The sequence below is a fragment of the Metabacillus sp. GQ13 genome, assembly GCF_059758525.1.
Genome location: NZ_JCAXET010000005.1, coordinates 131,945 through 156,380, shown reverse-complemented (window position 1 = coordinate 156,380; position 24,436 = coordinate 131,945). Strand labels below are relative to the sequence as shown.

Sequence of the window (24,436 nt, the reverse complement as noted above, 5' to 3'; positions counted from 1 at the left end):
AATTATGTTTAAAATTGGTTATCGGACAGTCAAAACGGCATTAGGTACAACAATTGCAGTTATGTTGGCACAGTACCTCCAGCTTGATAATTATATTTCTGCCGGAATCATTACAGTTCTCTGTATAAAAGTGACAAAAAAGAAGTCACTTAAAAGCTCATGGGATCGGTTGCTAGCTTGTTCAATTGCTATTATCTTTTCATACATATTTTTTGAAGGCCTAATGTATCATCCAATTATTATTGGCTTAATGCTATTAGTATTCATACCAACAACAGTTCTTGTGAAGGCTACGGAGGGAATTGTAACAAGTACAGTCATAATCTTCCATTTGTATAATTCAGAGGAAATTACATTGAAACTAATAGCTAATGAGTTATCAATCATATTAATCGGAATTGGTGTTGCTCTCATTATGAACTTCTACATGCCTAGTGTAGAGCGAAAATTAAAAAGTTTCCAAAATCAGATTGAGGATAACTTTGCCACGATATTCCGTGAAATTGAAGGCTATCTGTTAGAAAGTGATCAGAAATGGGATGGTCATGAAATCATAAAAACAGCAGAATTAATAAATGAAGCGAAAACGATGGCTTTTCGAGATGTCGAAAATCACTTTTTACGTCATGAAAATACCTATTATCATTATTTTAAAATGAGAGAAAAACAATTCGATATAATAGAACGGATTATCCCGTTGATAACATCTATCCACATCTCAACCGATCAAAGTAAAATGATAGCAAGCTTTGTTCATGACCTAAGTGAGAATATCCACCCTGGAAATACGGCTCATAAGTTTCTTGTTCAACTTTTAGAAATGAAACAGACATTTGAAGATATGGAATTGCCTAAAACGAGAGAAGAGTTTGAAGTAAGGGCTGCGCTGCTATTATTTAATAATGAAATGGAAAGATATTTACTTATTAAGAGTCAATTTAAAGGGATGGAAACATAGTAACCTTAAAAGTTTGGGTTAAATATTAATCAACACTTACCTTTACCTTAACACACAGAAAAATCCCATTGTAGAAATGTTAACTAGTTATTAGGAATATATGGTAGGATTTAATTGAGGTCATGGGTCAATATGTACTATACATTATTTTATAAGTTGATAGTTAAAGAAGCTTATTTTTTCGAAAAGTGAATCGAGGTAAGGTTATTGAGTAATGCGTGGAACACCATTTATTTCTTAATTTTAGGGATTGTCTCATTTTTCACTGGGGAGATTGTGACTTTTGTAATGCTTGGGTTTATTTTAATAAGTTTAAATAATATTAACGCAACACTAAAGAAGATGAATCATTACAGGAATGGAGATAGATCTAAACTAAAAAATGAGGATTAAGTATTAGGTAACTATCTAAAAAAGCATGAGAGATTTGTTGCTCATCCCCAAAAGTTAGAGTTTTATTATGCAGCTGATTGGCTGGATTGAGTTCGGTATTCAACAGGGCTCAGTCCAGTCAATTTTTCTTTTGATCGTTCATTGTTATACTAGTTGATATATTCTTCTATTCTTCTTTTTAATTCTTCATAACTTACTAGTTTTTCCCCATAATACATTTCTTGCTTTGAAATGCCAAAGAAATTCTCCATCGAGGCATTGTCTGCACAGGTTGCTTTACGTGACATGCTTTGGAATATGTTATTGTTCTTTAATGTTTTCACCCATTGGTTGTGTTGGTAATGCCAGCCTTGATCAGAATGGATAGTAGTGCGATAGGTTGCATGATTTTTAATTATCCCAATTGATTCTTTTAAGGGTTCCAGACAAGATCTAGTGTTGGACGTTTCCTAATTCCAAACGCTATAACTTCTCCGTTGTATAGATCAAGAATTGGGCTTAAATATAACTTCTCTTCCCCAAGACATTTAAATTTTGTAATATCGGTTACTAATTTTTGAAGAGGAATAGGTGTGCTAAAACGGCGTGATATTCGGTTTTTCGCAACCTTTCCCTTATAGGAAGTGTATTTACGGGATTTTCGCATGAATTTTACACATTTCAATCCTAGCTCTCGCATGAGTCGATACACTTTTTTATGATTAACACAATGCCCTAATTTCTCTAATTCCTTTGTGATGCGTTTATAACCATAGCGTTCATGAAACCTCTTAAATAGGTGAGTAATGAGTTCTTTTAGTTCCATCTCTAAATCTTCTTTTCCAAAGTTTTTAACATGATAGTGGTAGGTTGCTTCAGGAATACCTACAACAAGGAAAATATCTTTTAATCGGAACCCTTTTTCTTTGAGTTCGAATGCCAATTTTGCTTGTGCTTTTCGAGAAAGACATTTGGATTTTCTCGGAAAGCTCGCAGCTTTTTTAAGTAAGCATTTTCGAGTCTTAGTAATTCAATCTCGCGTTCCAACTCTTCCTCTCGTGTTAGCTTTTTTTCTTCCTTTTTCTTTTGTTTATTGGATTTATTAGACATAGAAGGTCGCTCCTTTAATTTTGGATTCAGGCCTTCTACTCCTTGTTCATTAAATTCCTTTTTCCAGCGTACGATTAAGGATGGGTTGTTCAACTTGAAGTGAACAGCCATATCTAAATAGGAAGCACCTGTGTTTAACATGAATTGTTCGTATCTAATTTAAATTGAACAGAATACTCCCTCTGCATCTTTCTTCGTTTTAACCCATCATTCCTTGAGATTTATAAGCTCTCACCCACGCAACTATTGGTGTATGGCTGCCCATATTATAATTTTTTGCCAGTGATTCATATCCAATGTTGCCATCTAAATACTCGGTGACAAGCTTTATTTTAAATTTTTCACTATATTTAGCCATAAAAAACACCCCCGAAAATTAGATTTTTCACTCTAACTTTCGAGGGGCGGTACCTTTCTCATGCTTTTTTACGTGAAGTTCTACAATAATATTATGGGTATTTTACTATTTATAAATGAAGCAAATAAGATCATTAGTTAAGTCAAAAGCAACAAACTTAGAGCCTAAATTAAAACCAAACTGAAACACCCGCTAGTAGAGTTGTAACAAGCATGACCCCAATCATTAAATAAACGACAATCTTTTGTGTTTTACGAGACATAATTTTTCACTCCTTGTCCTTTTATTTTACCGTGAATCGCTCTTTTGGACAACACCTAATCCTTGTTAAAATTTGAAAGGATTTCGACTAATCAGCAGGGATTTCACATAGATATACAGAAGCTATTCAGAACATGATAACGCTTACAAATGTTAGGAGGAGAAATGAGTGATTAAAAAAGTTGATCATATTGGAGTCGCAGTCCATTCAATCGATTCGGCATTACCCTTTTATAGAGATGTATTACAGTTAAGCTTCGTGGGGTGTGAAGAAGTTCCTACACAGCAGGTAAAAGTAGCTTTCTTACAAATAAATGAATCTGAAACAAAGATTGAATTAATAGAACCAATGTCAAGTGAAAGCGCAATTGCAAAGTACCTAATGAAGCATGGAGAAGGAATACATCATATTGCATTTGGTGTTTCTAATTTAGCTACCCGCTTGGTTGAATTAAAGGAAAAAGGATTACCTTTAATCGATGAAATTCCTCGACTAGGTGCAGCAAATGCATCTATCGCGTTTCTACATCCAAAGTCAGCAAATAAAGTGTTAGTTGAATTGTGTGAGAAACAGAGGGGTGAGCATGATGTCATATGATATTTATAAAAAAATAAATGAATTATATGAAAAAAGACGTAAAGTTGAACTTGGAGGCGGCGATGAAAAAATAGCTAAGCAACATGAAAAAGGAAAGCTTACGGCAAGAGAAAGGATTAATCTTCTAGTGGACGATGGTACATTTGTCGAATTAAATTCTTTTATAGAGCATCGCTGTAATGATTTTGGCTTAGATAACAAATCGGGACCTGGAGACGGCGTTGTAACAGGTTTCGGAAAAGTAAATGGTCGCCCGATTTATTTATTTTCACAGGATTTTACTGTATTTGGCGGTGCGCTTGGTGAAATGCATGCAAAAAAAATTGCGGCTGTAATGGACTTAGCAGCTAAAAATGGTACTCCTTTTATTGGCCTTAAAGACTCGGGCGGTGCGAGAATTCAAGAAGGTGTGGTATCATTAGATGGTTACGGACAAATTTTTTATCGCAATACGATTTATTCAGGTGTGATCCCACAATTGTCAGTGATTCTTGGCCCCTGTGCAGGAGGAGCTGTCTATTCACCAGCAATTACAGATTTCGTGTTTATGGTTGAAAATACAAGCCAAATGTTTATTACAGGACCAAAGGTAATTGAAACGGTAACAGGTGAAAAAATCAGTTCTGAGGATTTAGGTGGAGCATATGTACACAATACTATTAGCGGCAATGCCCATTTTTCTGGTGCAACTGAAGAAAAAGTCTTACTTCAGGTTCGTAAGTTGTTAAGTTATTTACCACAAAATAATCAAGAAAAGCCACCGATTGTTTCATACGAAGAAAGAGATGACTACCGTCCGGAATTAACAGATACAATTCCGTTTGATGCGATTCGACCATATGATATCCGTCTTGTCATTAATCAAGTGGTAGATGAGGGCTCCTTTTTTGAGGTACAAAAAAGCTTTGCCAAGAATATAGTGATTGGACTTGGCCGAATAAAGGGAGAAGTGATTGGGTTAGTCTGTAACCAACCAAAGTATTTAGCTGGAGGATTAGATATTGATTCAGCAGATAAAGCAGCCCGCTTTATACGCTTTTGTGATTCATTTCAGATCCCAATTATCACATTTGAGGATGTAACTGGATTTTTCCCTGGTGTAAAACAGGAGCATGGGGGAATTATTCGACATGGAGCAAAAATTTTGTATGCCTATTCAGAAGCAACTGTCCCTAAATTGACTGTTATTTTGCGGAAAGCCTATGGTGGGGCCTATGTTGCACTTAATAGTAAATCTATAGGAGCTGATCTTGTATATGCTTGGCCTAATGCGGAAATTGCTGTAATGGGTCCACAAGGAGCGGCAAATATTATTTTTTCAAAGGATATTCAAGCAAGCGATTGCCCAGAACAAACAAGAGCTGAAAAAATCGAAGAGTATCGTGAAAAATTCGCCAATCCTTATGTAGCCGCAAGTTATGGTATGGTTGATGATGTTATTGATCCAAGAGAGACACGAATTAAGCTTATTCAGGCACTTGAGATGCTACAAACAAAAAAAGAAACTAGACCAATGAAAAAACATGGGAATATTCCCTTATAAAATTAGGAGGTATATGTTTTATGATTAATAAACAACGATTATTAGTGGAGTTTTTAGAGCTAGTTCAGATCGATTCTGAAACAAAGCACGAAACAGAGATTGCAAAAGTATTAAAGGACAAATTTTCAAGACTTGGATTACATGTTGTAGAGGATGACACAACAAATGTAACAGGACATGGAGCAGGTAATCTAATCTGTACGTTAGATGCGACAATAGATAATGTTGATACGATTTATTTCACTTCTCATATGGATACAGTTGTCCCAGGTAATGGAATTAAGCCTAGTGTAAAGGATGGCTACGTTGTAACAGATGGTACAACTATTCTTGGAGCTGATGATAAAGCAGGACTTGCAGCAATGTTAGAAGCAATTAGAACATTGAATGAACAGGATATTCCACATGGTAAAATTGAATTTGTTATTACTGCAGGAGAAGAGTCAGGGTTAGTTGGTGCTAAAGCTCTTGATCCAGTCCTAATGACAGCAGAATATGGCTATGCATTAGACAGTGATGGCAAAGTTGGAACGATCATCGTTGCTGCCCCAACACAAGCAAAAGTGAATGCGACAATATACGGGAAAACTGCTCATGCAGGGGTTGCACCTGAAAAAGGTATTTCTGCTATAACGATTGCTTCAAAAGCGATATCTAAAATGCCGTTAGGTCGTATAGACCATGAAACAACGGCAAATATTGGTCGTTTTGAAGGTGGAACCCAAACAAATATTGTTTGTGATTTAGTACATATTCTTGCTGAGGCGCGCTCATTAATTCCAGAAAAAATGGAAAAACAAGTCCAAAAAATGAAGGAAGCTTTTGAAAGTGCAGCTAAAGATATGGGCGGGCGTGCAGAAGTAGAAGTCGAAGTGATGTATCCAGGATTTAAATTTGGTGATGGTGACCATGTTGTTGAAGTAGCGAAGCGTGCATCAGCTAGAATAGGCCGTGCTAGTGAGCTTCAAACAAGCGGTGGCGGAAGTGATGCCAATGTTATTGCCGGAAATGGTATTCCAACTGTTAACCTTGCTGTTGGCTACGAAGATATTCATACAACTAATGAAAAAATGCCGATTGAAGAATTGGAAAAAACTGCAGAGTTAGTAATAGCGGTGATTCAAGAAGTTGCTGAAAATAAATAATAATTGTGAACGCTAGGGTTAGAATTCCCTAAGCGTTCTTTTTTTCGCCATTATTTACATTGCTACAAATAAAATGCCATTTATGTCAAAAGTTTAAGTTATCTAAAACATCCAGCATACATGATGGAATATCAACGAAATGCATTTTTCTCCATTTTGCATCATTATTTCCACCTATAAAATCGAAGGAAAGAAAGAAAATAAGAAGGATCGTAAAAAGGAGGAATTTCGTATGATAAAAAAGAAGCTTGGATTATTCATTACAGGGGCTCTAGTAGCGGGACTAGTTGCCTGTAACAATAACGGAGCGATGGAAAATAATGATATGTCTCCGGTGGGTACAGTGGATGTTTCAGATAACACACAGCAAAATGGACGTGGATATGGGACTAACTCACGTAATATAAACAATAGATCAAATGATGGTGCAAATGAGTTAAGGACAGCCCATCGAGATCCTCAAAATGGTATCACGAACAATGATAATGATTTCGATTTTGTTCCTGATACCTTTAATGAAGACGCAAGTCGAGGTGGATCGGATATATCAAGCTCCAAAACAGATATATCGAGTGGTAAGTATCCACATACGAAAGCAATAGTAGTACAAGAGGCTAAATATAAGTTTGTAAATGAGACGAATCATAATCAAAAGAGTCAAAACCATACCAAAGAACAAAACAAAGCTCAAGCACATGCACAGGAGCAACAACAAAAAAGGCAAACACCAAACGAACAGCAGTATCAAGGACAAGGACAACAGGAACAACAACAGGAACAACAACAGCAACAACAACAGCAACAACAACAGGAGCAACAACAGCAAGCAAAAGCACCTACAGCTAAAGAACAAAAACAAGCAAATCAAACTGAGGCGAAACAGCCAAGTGGTCAAGAGGTTCAGCAGGTAATTGATTTAACAAATGAGCAAAGACGAAAAAATGGGCTATCTGATCTAAAAGCTGATACAAAGCTCAACGAAGTAGCTCAAAAAAAATCAGAGGATATGAGAGCAAATAATTATTTCTCACATACTAGTCCTACTTACGGGTCACCTTTTGATATGATGAGGGATTTCGGCGTAACGTATAAAACAGCCGGAGAAAATATTGCTCAGGGTCAACAATCTCCACAACAGGTTGTTGAAGCGTGGATGAATAGCGAAGGGCATCGTAAAAATATATTAAGTAAAGACTTTACTCACATTGGAATAGGCTACGATCAAAATGGTCATCATTGGACACAGATGTTTATCGGTAAATAATACTAATACAAAAAAGCAGATCTTTATGAACTGCTTTTTTGTAATGTCTAAAATGATGGAGAATCATAGTTTTTTAATACGTTATTCAAATTTAGAAATAGTAAAAAGACCGTTACTAATGTGTAACTAAATTACAGTTCAAACGTCTAATAGGTATGGAATGATTCATTTTATTGTCAATTGTTTAAATAAAAAGAATTATTTAGAAATATATGTTATCTCCTGTATATTTTTTTAATTAGAAATGGTACTCTTTTTAATATAGATTCTATTCTAAAATATTACTCCATACAATTCTTAACAGCTGGTAACTACTTCTAATTAAAACGTATAAAACCTTTTTGATAAACTAGATTCAAGAAAAATCTATTTTTAAGCATATTTGAATTCTCTTCTAAATACATAAAAAACGGTGATGAATTTGTCCACAAAACGATATAATTATTTTGACTTTTCTTTAATTTTTTTCTTATTTTTATTAATGATCAGTAGTTGTGTAACTATTTTAAGTGCCCAAAAATATGCCCAATACGATGAAAACTTTTTTATGAAACAAATCGTTTGGTTTATTTTAGGGATTATCATTGCCACAGTTATTTTTCTATTTGATTTCGAACAAATCAGTAAATTTACACCATACTTTTACGGAATTGGTATCCTTTTACTGATAGGAATCTTAATTGCCCCGGAATCGATTGCGCCAGAAATAAATGGTGCAAAATCTTGGTATAAATTCCCAGGGGTAGGTTCTATTCAACCTTCAGAATTTATGAAAATACTACTAATCTTGATGTTAGCAAATACCATCCATAAACATTATGAAAAAGGAGATCGGGATAGTATTTCACAAGATTTGTTTCTACTAGTGAAAATTGCAGGCATATCACTAGCACCTATCATTTTAATCCTTTTACAAAATGATTTTGGTTCTTCATTAGTTATGGTAGTTATTACTTTAGCTGTAGTGTTTCTATCAGGAATTAACTGGAAAATAATTACGATTATTTTACTTATTGCTACAATTGTAGTTGCTACCCTGGTCACTATTTTCTTATATAATGCTGAACTTTTATTAAATATTTTTGGGAACTATCAATTAAATCGGATTTATTCGTGGTTAAATCCTTTTGAACATGGTGAAGGGATTGGTTATCAGTTAAAGCAATCAATTCTTGCAATTGGATCAGGAATGATAGATGGAAAAGGATTTCATCAAAGCAATGTTTATACACCAGAGGCACACTCTGATTTTATTTTTACTATCGTTGCAGAAGAATATGGATTTATAGGAGCATCCTTTGTTATCTCGTTATACTTTTTAATTATCTATCGAATGCTTGGGATTGGAATGTATGCTAGAAATAATTTATTTGAATTTTTTATCTGCATTGGGATGGTTGCTTTGTTTACATTTCATACCTTTCAAAATATTGGGATGGTTATTGGGTTAATACCAATTACAGGAATTCCATTACTACTTATGAGTTACGGAGGTAGTTCAGTAATGGCTAGTATGATGGGGATTGGATTAGTCTTAAATATATCATTAAGGAAAAGGGATTATATGTTTTCCTCTGACAAGTAGATAAAGATAGGAAGTATCTGTGGTAAACGTGCGTTTGAATTGTATTTAGCGATAATGATAAAGGTAAAGAAAACACGCTGAGTAACTCATTTCGAGTTTCTCAGCGTGTTTTTCTATTGTATTCAAATCAAAAGGATCCTGTCACTTTTAAAAGGTAAGGTACATGAATCAAAACTATCTTCAAAAAGAAATTATGCATTGGAAGGTTTTTTTACTATAACCCTTCAATGACCATGTCTTTAACGGGTAAGAAGTTTTCTCCAGTTTCTAAATAAGTCAGTTTTACTTTATCCGCTTCTTGCAAATAAATAGCTAGTGGATTGTTTTCAGATGATATGACATAACTTTTACGGTTGTTTAATAGGAACGAAACAATCGTGAAGTCACCGGTTTTTTCTTTATAAACTCTTACAACTGTTCCTGTTACTGACTTTTCCACTGCTTCAGAAGTGCCATCAACTCTGCTTCCACCTTTTTGTAACGCTGTTTTATATTGTTTTAAAGCTTCGTTTGGTGTACTTCCATATACTGAAATCTCAGGGTTGGCTGCCGATACGATAAAATAATTTTGTAGGAAGCCATTTGAATCTAATACAGGTGTTAACCAACTAGCTTCTCCATAAAAGTTATATAGAACCGGCATTTCACCATGCCATTTCTTTTCGATGAATTTCTTTTCAATAATTTGCAAAGCGCCTTGGGAGTCCATATAGGATTCTTCAAGGTTTCCTGTATAGTAGGTTGCTTTTCCTGTCCTTGAATTAGTTAGAGAGTAACCGAGCATTGAGTCGACGCCTTCTTTGGGACTAGTGAAGTCCGTGAAATAATACATGTCACCATTTTTATCAAAAATAGGACTTACATTAGCCTCAGTTCCTTCGTCAGAAGGTAACTTAACATCAGATTTCCCAAACTTACTATTCCAAAATCCTCTTATATAATTTCCATAGTAACTATTTTGTAAACTTACTGTTTCAGGGGAAACAGCTCCATCAATATATTCTGGAATATCAGTCAATTTATAAGCTTTCGTATTTCCATTTTTAGGATCAACTATAACAATCCCTTCGACAGTAAATCCATTTCGTGCGCTAACAAATTGTCCAAAAGTGCGAATGTATTGTGGCTTGCCTTCATCATCAATTTCTAACTGAACATCACCGTGAAAAATATGTTTTGGATAGTTCATTCGTATATGTCGTTCTACTTTTTTATTAAAGTAAGAGGATGGAGTATAAACCATTTCTGACTTAATAAATTTTGGATTCTCAGAAGAGTCTGTAGCACTTAGCGTAAAGTATCCAGGTATTTCATCACCATTCCACCATTTGAAAAATCCTGAAAATTCAACTGGAGCAATATAGACAAATTCACCATTTACCTTTTGAATTTGTAAATTACCCAGCTCATAATAACTTGTGTTTGGTACTTGACCAAATGCCTTTTTCATCTTGTTTCGTGCAAATTCGGGTGGAACACTTGCGGGCGTCTCATTTTCATCAAAGGCTTTAATTTCAACTTTTTCTGCCATTTTCGCATATTCAAATTTTTCATCTGCATTAAATATTGGTGCTGACAGGAGGTAGACTGCGAATAGAAGGCTTCCGATGAAAAGAATACCCTTTATCATTCGTTCCTTTCCAGAAGCAATTAGAGTACCAATAGCTGTAATTAGGATGATAAACAGCCATAATGAAGATATATTACGATCTAAGTTACTAAAATAATAAAAAGCAAACATAGTAGGCATGATTATGACTAATAGTGCGATTGGTACACCTAATCGTGGCTTTTTAACTTGGTTTTCCTTTTTACCTGACGGATTATTTTTAGTAAACGGTATGGTCACAAGTACTGATACTAACCCAATAATGAGTGAAAATAAAAAAATGTTACCCATAAAATTCTCCCTTCAAAGTTGCTTTTTTACTACGGTATACTTCTATTACGACTAACTAATAAAAAGGTTTCAATTTAATCTTTTGATAAGGATCTTTTCTAAAAGTCTGTTGCTCAAGAACATGAAAATAGAGAATTGATACTATTTTCCAATGGGATAGACTAAGTATTAAGTGAAATCGGAACGACGCCAATCTAGATTCGTCAAACTGAATTTTTACGAAAAACAACAATCTTTGCTAGAAGGCAAAAAAGGTAAAAGAAATAAAATTATTTCTTTTACCTAGATAGTTTTAGAGATTACTTTCATCTTGATTCTAGATGAAGATAAAGTACAAAATAAAGAAGAAGCTGAGAACGTACATAATAGGGTGAACTTCCTTATAGCGTTTCTGTGCGATCATTGCACAAGGGTATAATATAAAACCAAGAGCTATACCAGTTGCCACACTAGAAGTTAGTGGCATCATTAGTATTGTCACGAAAGACGGAATCACAATTTCTAATTTGCTCCAATTAATTTTGCTAATTTCCATCGCCATTAATGCACCGACTATAATTAACGCTGGAGCTGTAACCTCTGGCGTAATAACTGAAAGAATCGGTGAGAAGAATAATGCGATCGTAAAACACCCTGCGATTATGACAGATGTGAACCCGGTTCTCCCTCCAACAGCGATACCAGCTGTTGATTCGACAAATGATGCAGTTGTCGATGTTCCAAAAATAGCACCTGCAACTCCAGAGGCAGAGTCAGCAAGTAATGCACGACCAGCATTCGGGATTTTGTTGTCTTTCATTAACCCTGCTTGACTAGCAACAGCAATTAGGGCTCCAGCTGTATCAAAAAATGCGACAAATAGAAATGTAAATATGACAGCAAGAATTTCAGGGCTGAAAATGTCACCTAAGTGAGAGAATACAACACCAAATGTTGGCTCCAAGCTCGGTACTTTACCTACAATTGTACTAGGTATCTCAACCAATTTAAGTATCATTCCAATGGCAGTTGAGATAACCATTCCATAAAATATCGCGCCATTTATTCCACGTACTAGCAGCATTAAGGTAACAATAAAGCCAAAAATAGCAAGTAGTGTTAGTGGAGAAGCTAAGTCGCCTATTGCAACAATCGTATCTGTATTCGCAACAATAATACCAGCATTTTTTAATCCGACAAAGGCGATGAAAAAACCGATCCCTGCTGCAATTGCATGCTTTAAATCAGAAGGAATAACATTTATGATTTTTTCGCGAATTTTTAATAGACTTAAGATCATAAAAATAATACCAGCAACAAACACTCCAGTTAATGCGATTTGCCAATCGACACCCATTCCAATGCAAACTGAAAAGGTGAAAAATGAGTTGAGACCCATACTAGGAGCAATACCAATTGGAAAGTTTGCTAATAGTCCAATTAATAGAGAACCGACAATTGCTGATAAAGCGGTTGCTGTAAAGAGTGCTCCCTTATCCATTCCTGCCTGGCTTAGTATGATTGGATTGACAACCAATATATAAGCCATTGAAAGAAAAGTTGTTATACCTGCTAGTGTTTCTTTCTTATAAGATGTATCTCGTTCATCAAAACGAAAAAAGTTTTTCATGTTTAGTTTCTCCTTCTGTTACACTCTTCAATATTTTCATTTTGTATCACAATACTAGTTTTTAGCTACAGACTCATCATAGAATTAGAATCGAAATCTTTCTTAGTAACAAAGGAAGGTCCATTAAACCTTATTGTTAGTATGATGGTATGTTTGATAACATTTATACCATTAAGGTACGCAAAAAAAACTTTGGCTATGAATAAGCTGCCAAAGTTTTATCAATATCTACATAAAAGGAGAAGGGATTTTCATCTCTAATCCTTGTAGACAAGCTATTTAAGGTAGCTAGTAGAAACGTTCAAGCCGTATTCTTGAACTTATACAAGGGTTTCTATTATTTTAGTATAGTATTTAAATTGAATAAACGATATCTTATCAAGTTCAACAAAATTCGTCAATGGCATATTGAATTGTTTATATTTTCTATAAATTAGCAGACAAGGGAGAAAGAGAGTAATTAATAGTAAATCGAGAATAAAAAAACGGATAATTAGTTTTATCCGAAAAAAAGAGGGTTTTTAAGAGAGATAGTTTCTTCCAAAAACTCTTAATTCATAGTATGATAGTCTTATAAAAAGCAGAAATCAATAGGATAAATGGATAAATTATGAGAGGAGCTTGGCATGGATATTTCAAAAGTAGTTGTTTTTCGTGCGGGTAATGAAGAGTATGGTTTACCAATCGAACACGTAACATCAATCGAAAAGCTTGAAGCTGTAAATGTCATACCGAATATGCCCGTTTATATGAAAGGCGTTGTTAAGGTTAGAGGCGAGTTAATTCCTGTATTAGATACGAACCGTATTTTATATCAGGATGATGCAAAACTTGATGAAAATACGAAACTTATTGTTGTACAATCGAATGAATTGTCTGCTGCTCTTATTGTAAAAGAAGCCAAAGAAATTTTAGATATTCAAGAAGAGCATTTGAAATCAATATCTATTGGTGCCTTTCAAGCAACTAGGTATTTCATTGGAGTAGCAAGCTTGGATGAACGTTTAATTACAATAATTGATCCAAACCTTCTTGTATCTAGTTTAGATGGTATAGCCCTTGTCAAAGAAGAGATTCTTAGTCACCATTAATTTTGGTGATTTTTTTATTGAATGGTTGGTTTTATGCTTATTGCCGCTCTCTTCGCTTAATTACTCTTCCATTTTCTTTTAAATTACCTTCCGATTAAATCCCAAAGTCGATTTTTTCTGTCTGAACACAATAAATTTTTAGAAAAGAGCTATTGGAAAAATAACTTTTTTTTTACTTCGTGATAAAATAAAGAGGATAGTTATTTATCATTCAAACGATCTTTAAATGAATAGTGAGTGGTGTCGCATAATGGATAGTCCAACAAGTGGACGAATCATTCTCCACGTAGATATGAATAGTTTCTATGCTTCTGTAGAGATCGCTTATGATCCTTCTCTCAAGGGGAGACCTTTGGCGATTGCCGGAAATGTCGAAGAGAGAAAAGGCATTATTGTTACATGTAGCTATGAAGCACGTGCAAAAGGAGTAAAAACAACGATGCCGCTATGGCAAGCTCGAAAGCTTTGCCCAGAACTTATTGTTAAAAAACCTAATTTTGAACGTTATCGGAAAGCGTCCAGTGCCATGTTTGAGCTACTTAGGGAGTTTACTGATCTTGTTGAACCAGTTTCAATTGATGAGGGATATATGGATATTACTATGCATATTGGTTCAAATCCATTAGGTATACCAAAGCGTATTCAGGAACGGCTTTTAGATGAATTGTTACTTCCGTGTAGTATTGGAGTGGCACCAAATAAATTTTTAGCTAAGATGGCTTCAAATATGAAAAAGCCCCTAGGGATAACCGTGTTAAGGAAGAGAGAACTTGCAGAAAATCTCTGGACGCTTCCTGTTTCCGATATGCACGGTGTTGGAGAAAAAACGGCAGCTAAGCTCGAAACGATAGGCATTGTGACTATATATGATTTAGCTCATGGTAATCAAGTACAGCTTAAACAATTACTTGGTATCAATGGTGAACGTTTAAGACAACGCGCTAATGGGATTGACGACCGAGAAGTTGATCCAGATTCAATCTATGATTTTAAAAGCATAGGCAATTCATCAACATTATCTAAAAATACAACAAACGAAACTGAAATCAACAATGTATTAAGACAACTAGCACATTCTGTCATGGTCAGAATGAAGCGTAAAGAGGTTCTAGCTACAAAGATCTTTATCACAATTAGGTATGGGAATTTAAAAACCATTACTCGTAGTAAAAAGTTATCAAACCCCATTGGTGCTGAAGATGACATTTTTTCGATAGCAAAACAGCTTTTTTATTTACATTGGAATGAAGAACCAATCCGACTTTTAGGTATTACTGGGCAAGATTTAGTTGAAAAAGAGGATGTAATAAAACAATTAGACTTGTTCACATTTGAAAAAGATGCAAAGGATGAGCCGATTCTTTCTGTCATCGAGAAAATCAACAAAAAATATGGGAATCAGCTAATAAAACGAGGTGTAAAAGGCAAACGAGAAGATGATCAATCACCTGGTACGAGCTTCAATAAAGATTTTTTACGGGAGTAAGCGATTACACGAGTTATGTTACTTGAAATATAGCCGATACTTGTGGTATTTTCAATTGTAGTCATAATAAATAATTCGAATTATGTGTCAATTTCACAGGTTTTGTCAGAAAGGGCAGACATAAAATCTGACCCTTACATACTCTAAGGACTAGAAGGGACGTAAGTAAATGTCGAAACAACAAATTGGTGTAATTGGTTTAGCAGTAATGGGAAAAAACTTAGCGTTAAATATTGAAAGTCGTGGATTTTCTGTATCTGTATTTAATCGTTCATCAGAAAAAACAGAAGAATTCCTATCAGAAGCTAAAGGTAAAAATGTTGTCGGTACATACAGCATTGAAGAATTTGTACAATCATTAGAAACACCCCGTAAGATTTTATTAATGGTTAAAGCTGGTGTTCCAACTGATGCAACAATTGAACAACTTTTACCACATCTTGATAAAGGTGATATCTTAATCGATGGTGGAAACACATTGTATACTGATACACAAAGACGTAACAAAGATCTTGCTGAAAGTGGAATCCATTTCATCGGTACAGGTGTATCAGGTGGAGAGGAAGGAGCTTTAAAAGGTCCTTCGATTATGCCTGGTGGACAAAAAGAAGCATTTGATCTTGTACAACCTATTTTAGAAGCTATTTCTGCAAAGGTTGATGGAGATGCTTGTTGTACATATATCGGCCCTGATGGTGCTGGTCACTATGTGAAAATGGTGCATAACGGAATAGAATATGGTGATATGCAATTAATTTCTGAAGCATATTTCTTAATGAAAAATGTACTAGGATTAACTGCTGATGAGCTTCATGAAGTATTTGCTGAATGGAATAAAGGGGAGCTAGATAGTTACCTAATTGAAATCACAGCAGACATCTTCACGAAAAAGGATGAAGAAACTGGTAAACCACTAGTTGACCTTATTTTAGATACTGCAGGACAAAAAGGAACTGGTAAATGGACAAGCAAGAGTGCTCTTGATTTAGGTGTACCACTTCCAATTATTACAGAATCAGTATTTGCTCGTTTTATTTCAGCAATGAAAGATGAACGTCAAAAAGCTAGTAAAATTCTTTCAGGTCCTACTACAAAAGCTTTTGAAGGAAATAAAGAAGAGCTTATTGAGGCAGTTCGTAAAGCTCTATACATGAGTAAAATTTGTTCTTATGCTCAAGGCTTCGCACAAATGAGAGCTGCATCAGAAGAATACAATTGGGATCTAAAATACGGTGACATTGCAATGATTTTCCGTGGTGGCTGTATTATCCGTGCTGCATTCCTGCAAAAAATTAAGGATGCTTACGATAACGATCCACAAATTGCGAACCTATTACTGGATTCTTACTTTAAGGAAATTGTTGAAAGCTACCAAGGTGCCCTTCGTCAAATCTTGACTGTAGCAATCGAAAATGGTGTTCCAGTACCATGCTTCTCATCAGCATTATCTTATTATGATAGCTATCGTACTGAAACATTACCAGCAAATCTTCTACAAGCACAACGTGATTATTTCGGTGCTCACACATACCAACGTGTTGATAAAGAAGGTATTTTTCACACTGAATGGATGGAAAAATAAAAGTGACTTTTAAAAACGGACAGAACTCTTTGTAAATAAGAGTTCTGTCCGCTTTTTTAATTACTTAATTATTCCATCAGCACTTATTACTCGGTATATACTTAAGAGACGACTAAGATTTTAATCACAGTAAGCCTCATCAAGCCATTTTTGAAAGAGGTAAATAAGTATAGCAAGAATTAATGTTATTGCATAAACACCTATTGACGTAATCTTGATTAACTTATATATACCCAAGTGCTCATATAAGTTATTAATGCCAAAAGCTAAAACTGCATCTACAATAGCATTAATAATCATGTAGAAAATGAAATTTCCAAAACTAAAATAAAGTATGAACACCGTACCAACGAGAAAAATACCGTATACAAATGATGTGACATTGGTAAAGGGGAAGATGGTTTCTTTAATTTCCCACCAATTTAGTTTTTCTGCAATTTGGAAAATAATTGTGAGAGCTAGTGCACCAAAAAGGCCTGCTGGGATAAATCTTTTCATTTTCTTCCTATTAAGGAAAAACAGCAAAAGATAAGGTGGAATAAATAAAAACCATAACAAAATTTGATTAAACATCTGGATAGCTCCTATTAATTGTTTACATCATTATTAGCATTAGTCTTTATTTTATTCTATTTCTTTATTTGTAATGACGAAAATGATCAGTTTATGACTTAATAACATCACTTAATAGGAGGATATCATCATATATTTTCTCCTGAATAACTGTATCTTTGCATCGTTTATATTCATCAAAAAGTAGACCTAATTGATGTATAAAAATGAGTATTTCTTCATTTTGTATCATACCTATCACCTGAATAATATATTTGGACTACCTTATTAATAGTATATAGGATATTTAGCCTATGTAGAATGGTTTTAAACATGAAACTTTAAAATAATTGCTTTTTTCGTAGAAATTGTTGCTTTTTATACATAGACTAATTACGTAAATACTCTATATCGCTCTAGTCTCCACTTTTTTGTTAAGGCAAGGGGTTGTGTAGGAATAAAAAGGAGCTGTTACGACCGATCGTAACAGCTTATATATATAAACAAGGAGATTGCAAGGGTTGCAACTTGCATACTTTATTTTATGCTGCAATCAATGTCTTGTATGAGGCAAATAGACGAGCTCATTCGCACATTTTAGCCTATATTGTTTTGGTAAACTTTTTGAGATTGGCCGGAAAACAAAGGATCTAAATTGGTAAGATTTCATCTTATTTCTTCTAAAGGCATTACTATAAATATAAGATGCTTTAGAAGGACGAGGTTTTAGTTAGGACTGGCAAAAGAGTACTCACATATATATTGTTATTTAAACTGCTTAAAACGGTCAATATAAAGCTGAAATTGGATAAATTAAAATCAAATGTGATCTAGTGGAACAAAAATCAGTAGGAGGAGGGATATTGAAATTCTCTTAGAGAGTATAATGATTTATCCTTGTTTGAAATGGCTATTGATTTATTCTCCTTTTTTCTATGCAAAAAAAGCCGATAGGACAAAAATAAGTCTTATCGGCTATAAAGAATGATTTAATTAACTGGCCACCATTGGTTGCCATCTTCGTTGAGCATGTCATCTGCTTCCTTAGGACCCATTGATCCAGAAGTGTATTCTGCAACAGGGGCTTTTCCTTTTTTCCAAGCTTTTGAAATTGGATCAACAAAGCTCCATGATAAGGCAACTTCATCCCAGTGGGTGAAATTTGTTGCATCGCCTCTCATACAATCAAAAAGGAGTTTTTCATATGCTTCAGGTGTATTAATACCATCTAGGAAATTGTTTGATAGATCTAACTTAACTGGTTTAGAATCGCCAGCATCTCCATCCTTTTTCGCATTCAATTGCAATGTGATACCTTCATCAGGTTGAATGTGAATAACGAGTAAATTAGGAGCGACAGTCTCACCTTTTTTATAATATAAGTTCATTGGTATATCTTTAAATTGCACAACAATTTTTGTTGATTTTGCTGCCAATCGCTTTCCTGTTCTGATGTAAAATGGTACACCAGCCCATCTGAAATTATCGATAAGAAGCTTACCTGCCACATATGTTTCTGTTTGTGAATGATCTTCGACGTTATTTTCTTCCAGGTAACCAACTACTTTATTCTCACCTAATTGACCGCTAGTGTATTGGCCTCGAATGAAATATTCAGTTACTTCGTCTTCTTTCACTTCGCGGAGAGCACGGAGTACCTTAACTTTTTCACTTCTAATTTCGTTAGTGGTTAGTTTAATTGGTGGCTCCATTGCAAGCAATGCAACCATTTGTAGCATATGATTTTGTACCATATCTCGCAAAGCGCCTGATTTTTCATAATAACGTCCACGATCTTCTACACCTAACACTTCACTGGATGTAACTTGAATGTTTGATATGTACCTGTTGTTCCATAGTGGTTCAAATAATGCGTTAGCGAAACGAATAACCTCAATATTTTGAACCATTTCTTTTCCTAAATAATGATCGATACGATAAATTTGATCTTCATTAAATGCTTCGCGAATTTCTTGATTTAATGTTTCGGCAGACGGTAGATCGTGTCCAAATGGTTTTTCAATAACTAGTCGACTCCAACCATTTGTAGCTGTCAAACCTTCTTTTTTAAGGTTTTGGGCAATAATTCCAAAGAATTCTGGTGCCATTGCTAAATAGAAAATACGATTGCCTTCCGTTTGATATGTACCATCTAATGAGTCTAATAAATCGTTTAATTCTAAATAGGAAGACGGATTTGTCACATCAAATGGATGATAGTAAAAATGAGATGTGAAATCGTCTAATTCAGTTGGTTCTTTCGTTGCAGTTTGAATAGAATCTGCTACATTAAGACGAAACTCATCGTTTGACCAAGGTCGTCTACCAACACCCACAACGGCAAATTCTTTACCGATTTTTTCGTTCTGTATTAGTCTGTAAATAGAGGGAAACAACTTTCTCTTTGCTAGATCACCAGTTGCTCCAAAAATAACAATAATTGATTTAGGTTGTTCTTGTGTATTCACGTTCGTACCTCACTTTGTCAAATGCATTTTATTTATTCATTCATCAGTGAAGAAATTCATCTATGAAAACGATACCTTATAAATGATCAAATGAAGGTGGATCGAATCTTAGCACACTGATAGGGAAAACACTCTATACAAATACTTAATTTTAAATGTAATTGTACGTTAAATCAAACATAAATGATTCTTCAAATACTAGTATAAACGATAAACGGAAAAATATCGTTCAAAAAGCACTGAACTTTTTTAAAATCTTTTTATTATTCAGTCTATTTTAGACAAATAGATAGGAATTGGTCAAGTCTTAAGTTTGAAGTTTAACAATTGTCTCTTTTCATGTATGCTAATAGAAAGTGATATATAGGAGGAAAATGCACGTGAATATTATGTTTCTAGGGACTGGTGCAGGAATGCCAGCAAAGGCTCGGAACGTTACGAGTATAGCCCTTCAATTATTAGAAGAAAGACAAGCTATTTGGCTATTTGATTGTGGTGAAGCGACACAGCATCAAATTTTACATACTCCGATTAAACCTAGAAAAATTGAAAAGATTTTTATTACTCACCTGCATGGTGACCATATTTATGGGTTACCAGGTTTAATCAGTAGTCGATCTTTCCAAGGTGGCGAAGATCGACTAACCATCTATGGACCTAAAGGTATCGAGGAATTTCTTCGATCGGCTTTAACAATTAGCAAGTCTCATTTATCCTACCCAATCGAATTTGTGGAGCTCTTGGAAGGGGTAGTCTTTGAAGATGATCAATTTATCGTTATTGCTAAAAAACTTGAGCATGGCATTGATTCCTATGGTTATCGTGTTATTGAAAAGGACCAACCAGGTAGCTTACTTGTAGATAAATTAACAGCAATGTCAATTAAACCTGGTCCGATCTATCAAAAAATTAAAAATGGTGAACAAGTTCAATTAGAGGATGGCTCCATCCTGGATGGTAACGATTTCTTGGGGCCTTTACAGAAGGGGAGAGTTGTTACAATTCTTGGAGATACCCGGTATACTGAAGCAAGTATTGAGCTGTCTAAGGATGCTGATATACTCATACATGAGGCAACTTTTGATGAAGCTGATGAGCAACTAGCATATGATTATTTTCATTCGACAACAAAGCAAGCTGCACAAGTTGCTTTGTCAGCAAATGTTAAAAAACTGTTATTAACACACCTAAGTTCCCGATATCAAACAGAAGAGGCTTTAAAACAACTAGAAAATGAGGCACAAACACTTTTTCCAGAAAGTTGTATAGCTTCAGATTTTATGCAAATAGAAATTCCTAAATGGCGAGGCTGATTGTGTTTTTTTTAAAAAGGTTGTTTGACTCAAGAGGAAAAGAGTCTGATCTCTCCAACAAACACCCTTAAATTGAAATGAAGGAGGATACCCTTTGGTTTTGGGGTATCCTCCTTCACCTGTCATGTCAATGCTGTCAAGCACTTACCAACCACGTTCGTATTGTACTGGGGCATCGATATTATCACGGAGTTGGATAGCTGCTGTTCTTGGCCAATATGGATCACGGAGAAGCTCTCTTGCTAAGAAAATTAAATCGGCACGCTCATTTTGCAGTATTTCTTCTGCTTGTATTCCGTTTGTAATAAGACCTACAGCTCCTGTAGCAATACTAGCATGCTCTCTAAGTGTTTCTGCAAAACGAACTTGATAACCAGGATAAACGTGAATCTTAGCTGGAACTACAGCTCCTGAACTGACATCAACAAGATCGACGCCTTGATCTTTCATGGCTTTTACATATGGAATATAATCCTCTACAGCCAATCCATCTGAGGTGTAATCTGATGCGGAAATACGAACAAATAAAGGACCCTCCCATACTTCCTTGATTGCATCAATAACCTCTCTTAAAAAACGATATCGATTATCTGCGGAACCACCATATTCATCCTTCCTTTTATTCGAAAGTGGTGATAAAAACTCATTGATTAAATAGCCATGTGCGCCATGAATTTCTATGATATCAATTCCAGCGTCTTTTGCTCTTATAGCTGCATCCTTAAATGCTTGAATGGTTTCAGCTATATGTGTTTTCGACATTTCTATAGGTGTCTTTGAATTTTCGTCAAAGGCGATGGCAGAAGGGGCGAAGATCTCTCCATCAACAGTGGCTTTACGCCCAGCGTGTGCAAGCTGTATGGCTGTTGCAGAACCATTCTGTTTTATTCCTTCAACTAATTTTTTTAGCTGTGGCAGATGGTTATCACTCCAAATTCCCAAGTCTTGTGCTGAAATACGACCTTGTGGTGTAACAGCAGTCGCTTCTATCATAATCAATCCTACTTGACCGACTGCTCGGCTAATGTAGTGTGTCATATGAAAATCTTCTATAAAACCTTGTTGACCAGTAGATGAATACATACACATGGGTGACATAACAATACGATTTTTCAGAGTTATATTGTTGATTTTATATGGTTGTAATAGTTTCGAACGCATCGTTTCTCCTCCGTTAACTTTTAATGTGTGTCCTGAGAAAGTATAACAATATATTTTTCCTGCCGTCATGTTTCCTGCTTGAAAAGAATTTATTACACTTTTAAATAAGCTAAATCTTATATACAATTAGTAGAAACCTTTATAAGGTAGGTGAGTCCTATTGCATGGGAAATGGCAAACGAACGAGCAACTGGTAAAGCTTTTATCTATTTTGGTCGAACAGGCTAGTATTACAGGTTCACCGGGTGAAATTGCTTTAGGAGACACTATTTATCATTTACTTAATGAACAAGATTATTTTAAAAAACATCCTGAATACTTAAATCATCATCCGCTGAAAGATGGAAGGTCGATTGTAACAGGATTGGTAAGGCAAGGCGATAATGAAGAAACCATTGTTTTATTGAGTCATTTTGATGTAGTGGATGTCACAGATTATGGTGATTTAGCTCATTTAGCTTTTCTACCTGAACAGCTAACCAAAGAGTTAAAATCAATAAGTTCAAAACTGCCATTATCTGCACGAGAGGATCTCGAAAGTGATGAGTGGTTGTTTGGTAGAGGGACCATGGATATGAAAGCTGGACTTTCTGTTCAATTATCCCTGCTTGAGAGGGCGATGAGTGGAGAGTATAGAGGTAATCTTTTATTAGTAACAGTCCCAGACGAAGAGGTTGACTCTGCCGGTATGTTACATGCGGTCCCTATCTTAAATGATATGAAGAAACGTTATCGATTGACGTTTAAAGCATGTATAAATTCTGAACCTATGTTTGCCAAATATCCAAATGACCAACACCATTATATCTATTCTGGTTCAATTGGTAAGGTACTGGCTGGCTTATATTGCTGTGGTATTGAAACACATGTGGGTGAACCATTTTCGGGATTAAACGCTAATCTCTTACTTTCTGAACTTAATCAATTAATTGAATTAAACGAATCATTCTGTGAACAAGTTGATGATGAAGTAACACCGCCACCAACGAGCCTAATGATGAGAGATTTAAAACGAAAATACTCAGTTCAAATTCCGCACGCATCTGTATCTATGTATAACCTTTTTATGATGAATCGACAATTTAGTGATCTCCATGAACAGCTAATTCAACTTGCAAAGAATGCAGCCTTGAATGTAGAGGAGTTTTATGTAGATCGGGTTAGTCGGTTTAATCTGTTTGTTCAGTTTACAGCACCTGAATGGAAAGTAAGTGTTTTTTCGTATAGCGAACTGTTACAGAAAGCAATAAACAAATATGGTGAAAAAGAAATAACAAGAAGATTAAATGATTTAACAGCAAATCGGGGAGATGAAGGAGATCAGGACTATTCTACGAGATTGGTTGCAGAACTCGTGGGGATGTGTAAAGAATACGCTCCAATGATTGTTGTTTTTTACAGCCCACCGTTTTATCCTGCTGTATCCTCTAAAGAAAATAAGCAAATTCAAAGAACCGTAGAACATGTAATCACTTATATGAAAAAGGAATATGAGATCACAATGAAACAGCAGAATTACTTTCCAGGTCTATGCGATTTGAGTTTTCTACAATTAAATGACAATGTACAATCAGTTTCCCAATTGACGACAAATATGCCTCTTTACGGAAAGCACTTTAATTTACCATTGAAAGAAATGCATAGCTTAAACATTCCTGTTTTAAATATAGGACCATTAGGAAGAGATCCACATAAATGGACAGAACGCTTGCATATTCCATACTCGTTTACTATTTTACCTGAGTTATTACACCTTTCAATTAACATGATCTTTGAACAAAACGAATAAATAAATTGAATTATCGCCTTTTTAACTGTCTGAGTAAGTACGGAGCTTTTTGTAAAATGAAAAAACTAAAGCCCTCGCCTTGATAGATTTCATTGATCGCAATAAATTCTTGTCTTATAAGAGAAAGCATTTCTTTTTCAATTTTTGGGTGAAGCGCAAATCCTTCAATATTCGTATGTTTAATAAGATGCCAAAGCATTTGTTTTTCTTGCTTTGGCATTTGTGTTATTTTCTGATAAATTACTTTTTCTCGATCAGGTAGCTCGGTTATTGAAACTTTCACTAATAATC

The 24,436-nt window shown here is 35.0% G+C and carries 22 protein-coding genes, 1 pseudogene and 1 riboswitch; of the genes and pseudogenes, 11 read left to right on the top strand and 12 right to left on the bottom strand.

The annotated features are described in order from the left end of the window. Positions 1–4: 4 nt before the first annotated feature. Positions 5–958 carry an aromatic acid exporter family protein gene (locus AC6CHR_RS07810; RefSeq protein WP_498248025.1) on the top strand — a complete coding sequence of 318 codons (954 nt, stop codon included), beginning with the start codon at positions 5–7 and terminating at the stop codon, positions 956–958. A gap of 458 nt (positions 959–1,416) precedes the next feature. Here the strand turns inward: AC6CHR_RS07810 and AC6CHR_RS07805 are convergent. The 5 genes and pseudogenes from AC6CHR_RS07805 to prli42 all read right to left on the bottom strand — a co-directional run bounded on the left by AC6CHR_RS07805 (position 1,417) and on the right by prli42 (position 3,060). Continuing rightward, positions 1,417–1,602 (bottom strand): annotated as a pseudogene (locus tag AC6CHR_RS07805) (IS3 family transposase). Between the two features lie 161 nt (positions 1,603–1,763). Continuing rightward, positions 1,764–2,273, bottom strand: a complete 510-nt coding sequence (locus tag AC6CHR_RS07800; protein ID WP_498248024.1) for an IS3 family transposase — start codon at positions 2,271–2,273, stop codon at positions 1,764–1,766. Next, a complete protein-coding gene (locus AC6CHR_RS07795) occupies positions 2,237–2,581 on the bottom strand; it encodes a helix-turn-helix domain-containing protein (RefSeq protein ID WP_498248022.1) in 345 nt (114 codons plus the stop codon). Before AC6CHR_RS07795 ends, AC6CHR_RS07800 begins: the two co-directional genes overlap by 37 nt. A 58-nt stretch (positions 2,582–2,639) precedes the next feature. After that, on the bottom strand, positions 2,640–2,798 hold the full coding sequence (locus AC6CHR_RS07790) for a transposase (protein ID WP_498248021.1): 159 nt from the start codon (positions 2,796–2,798) through the stop codon (positions 2,640–2,642). A 169-nt stretch (positions 2,799–2,967) separates the two neighbouring features. Further along, positions 2,968–3,060: a stressosome-associated protein Prli42 gene (gene prli42, locus AC6CHR_RS07785; RefSeq protein ID WP_498248019.1), complete on the bottom strand. Its 93-nt coding sequence runs from the start codon at positions 3,058–3,060 to the stop codon at positions 2,968–2,970. A 168-nt stretch (positions 3,061–3,228) separates the two neighbouring features. On the opposite strand from prli42, the gene mce reads away from it, so the two are divergent. The 5 genes from mce to AC6CHR_RS07760 all read left to right on the top strand — a co-directional run bounded on the left by mce (position 3,229) and on the right by AC6CHR_RS07760 (position 9,194). After that, on the top strand, positions 3,229–3,657 hold the full coding sequence (mce, locus tag AC6CHR_RS07780; RefSeq protein ID WP_498248018.1) for a methylmalonyl-CoA epimerase: 429 nt from the start codon (positions 3,229–3,231) through the stop codon (positions 3,655–3,657). After that, positions 3,647–5,200 (top strand): acyl-CoA carboxylase subunit beta, encoded by a 1,554-nt coding sequence (locus tag AC6CHR_RS07775; RefSeq protein WP_498248017.1) that lies wholly within the window; start codon positions 3,647–3,649, stop codon positions 5,198–5,200. Before mce ends, AC6CHR_RS07775 begins: the two co-directional genes overlap by 11 nt. Before the next feature lie 20 nt (positions 5,201–5,220). Then, positions 5,221–6,345, top strand: a complete 1,125-nt coding sequence (locus AC6CHR_RS07770) for a tripeptidase T (protein WP_498248016.1) — start codon at positions 5,221–5,223, stop codon at positions 6,343–6,345. A gap of 232 nt (positions 6,346–6,577) precedes the next feature. Continuing rightward, complete coding sequence (locus tag AC6CHR_RS07765) at positions 6,578–7,609, top strand: CAP domain-containing protein (RefSeq protein ID WP_498248015.1); 1,032 nt, start codon at positions 6,578–6,580, stop codon at positions 7,607–7,609. A gap of 415 nt (positions 7,610–8,024) precedes the next feature. Then, positions 8,025–9,194, top strand: a complete 1,170-nt coding sequence (locus AC6CHR_RS07760) for an FtsW/RodA/SpoVE family cell cycle protein (RefSeq protein ID WP_498248014.1) — start codon at positions 8,025–8,027, stop codon at positions 9,192–9,194. A gap of 214 nt (positions 9,195–9,408) precedes the next feature. Here the strand turns inward: AC6CHR_RS07760 and AC6CHR_RS07755 are convergent, their stop codons facing one another. Together AC6CHR_RS07755 and AC6CHR_RS07750 are read right to left on the bottom strand one after the other, a co-directional pair. Then, positions 9,409–11,094 (bottom strand): hypothetical protein, encoded by a 1,686-nt coding sequence (locus AC6CHR_RS07755; RefSeq protein WP_498248012.1) that lies wholly within the window; start codon positions 11,092–11,094, stop codon positions 9,409–9,411. 316 nt (positions 11,095–11,410) lie between these two features. Then, positions 11,411–12,703, bottom strand: coding sequence for an NCS2 family permease (locus tag AC6CHR_RS07750; protein WP_498248011.1), 1,293 nt, complete (start codon positions 12,701–12,703; stop codon positions 11,411–11,413). 247 nt (positions 12,704–12,950) lie between these two features. Further along, positions 12,951–13,051, bottom strand: a riboswitch (purine riboswitch). 278 nt (positions 13,052–13,329) lie between these two features. Here AC6CHR_RS07750 and AC6CHR_RS07745 point away from each other — a divergent pair. The 3 genes from AC6CHR_RS07745 to gnd all read left to right on the top strand — a co-directional run bounded on the left by AC6CHR_RS07745 (position 13,330) and on the right by gnd (position 16,862). Continuing rightward, a complete protein-coding gene (locus AC6CHR_RS07745) occupies positions 13,330–13,794 on the top strand; it encodes a chemotaxis protein CheW (RefSeq protein WP_498248010.1) in 465 nt (154 codons plus the stop codon). Positions 13,795–14,044: 250 nt separating this feature from the next. Further along, positions 14,045–15,280, top strand: coding sequence for a DNA polymerase IV (locus tag AC6CHR_RS07740; protein WP_498248009.1), 1,236 nt, complete (start codon positions 14,045–14,047; stop codon positions 15,278–15,280). A 169-nt stretch (positions 15,281–15,449) separates the two neighbouring features. Continuing rightward, positions 15,450–16,862, top strand: a complete 1,413-nt coding sequence (gnd, locus tag AC6CHR_RS07735; RefSeq protein ID WP_498248008.1) for an NADP-dependent phosphogluconate dehydrogenase — start codon at positions 15,450–15,452, stop codon at positions 16,860–16,862. Positions 16,863–16,982: 120 nt separating this feature from the next. On the opposite strand, the gene AC6CHR_RS07730 is transcribed toward gnd, so the two are convergent. From AC6CHR_RS07730 to zwf, 3 genes are all read right to left on the bottom strand, one after another. Continuing rightward, the gene (locus AC6CHR_RS07730) at positions 16,983–17,435 is read right to left on the bottom strand and encodes a hypothetical protein (RefSeq protein WP_498248007.1); all 453 of its coding nucleotides are present in this window, start codon (positions 17,433–17,435) and stop codon (positions 16,983–16,985) included. 91 nt (positions 17,436–17,526) lie between these two features. After that, positions 17,527–17,667, bottom strand: coding sequence for a hypothetical protein (locus AC6CHR_RS07725; RefSeq protein ID WP_498248006.1), 141 nt, complete (start codon positions 17,665–17,667; stop codon positions 17,527–17,529). A 736-nt stretch (positions 17,668–18,403) separates the two neighbouring features. Further along, the gene (zwf, locus tag AC6CHR_RS07720; RefSeq protein WP_498248005.1) at positions 18,404–19,882 is read right to left on the bottom strand and encodes a glucose-6-phosphate dehydrogenase; all 1,479 of its coding nucleotides are present in this window, start codon (positions 19,880–19,882) and stop codon (positions 18,404–18,406) included. 380 nt (positions 19,883–20,262) lie between these two features. Between zwf and rnz the strand changes: the two genes are divergently transcribed. Next, entirely contained in the window at positions 20,263–21,195 is a 933-nt protein-coding gene (rnz, locus tag AC6CHR_RS07715; protein WP_498248004.1) for a ribonuclease Z, read from the top strand. A gap of 144 nt (positions 21,196–21,339) precedes the next feature. Here rnz and namA read toward each other — a convergent pair whose 3' ends face one another. Next, the gene (gene namA, locus AC6CHR_RS07710) at positions 21,340–22,356 is read right to left on the bottom strand and encodes an NADPH dehydrogenase NamA (protein ID WP_498248003.1); all 1,017 of its coding nucleotides are present in this window, start codon (positions 22,354–22,356) and stop codon (positions 21,340–21,342) included. 160 nt (positions 22,357–22,516) lie between these two features. Here namA and AC6CHR_RS07705 point away from each other — a divergent pair, with 160 nt between their 5' ends. Next, on the top strand, positions 22,517–24,145 hold the full coding sequence (locus AC6CHR_RS07705; RefSeq protein WP_498248002.1) for a M20/M25/M40 family metallo-hydrolase: 1,629 nt from the start codon (positions 22,517–22,519) through the stop codon (positions 24,143–24,145). 10 nt (positions 24,146–24,155) lie between these two features. Here the strand turns inward: AC6CHR_RS07705 and AC6CHR_RS07700 are convergent, their stop codons facing one another. Beyond that, entirely contained in the window at positions 24,156–24,428 is a 273-nt protein-coding gene (locus AC6CHR_RS07700) for a hypothetical protein (protein ID WP_498248001.1), read from the bottom strand. Positions 24,429–24,436 lie beyond the last annotated feature (8 nt).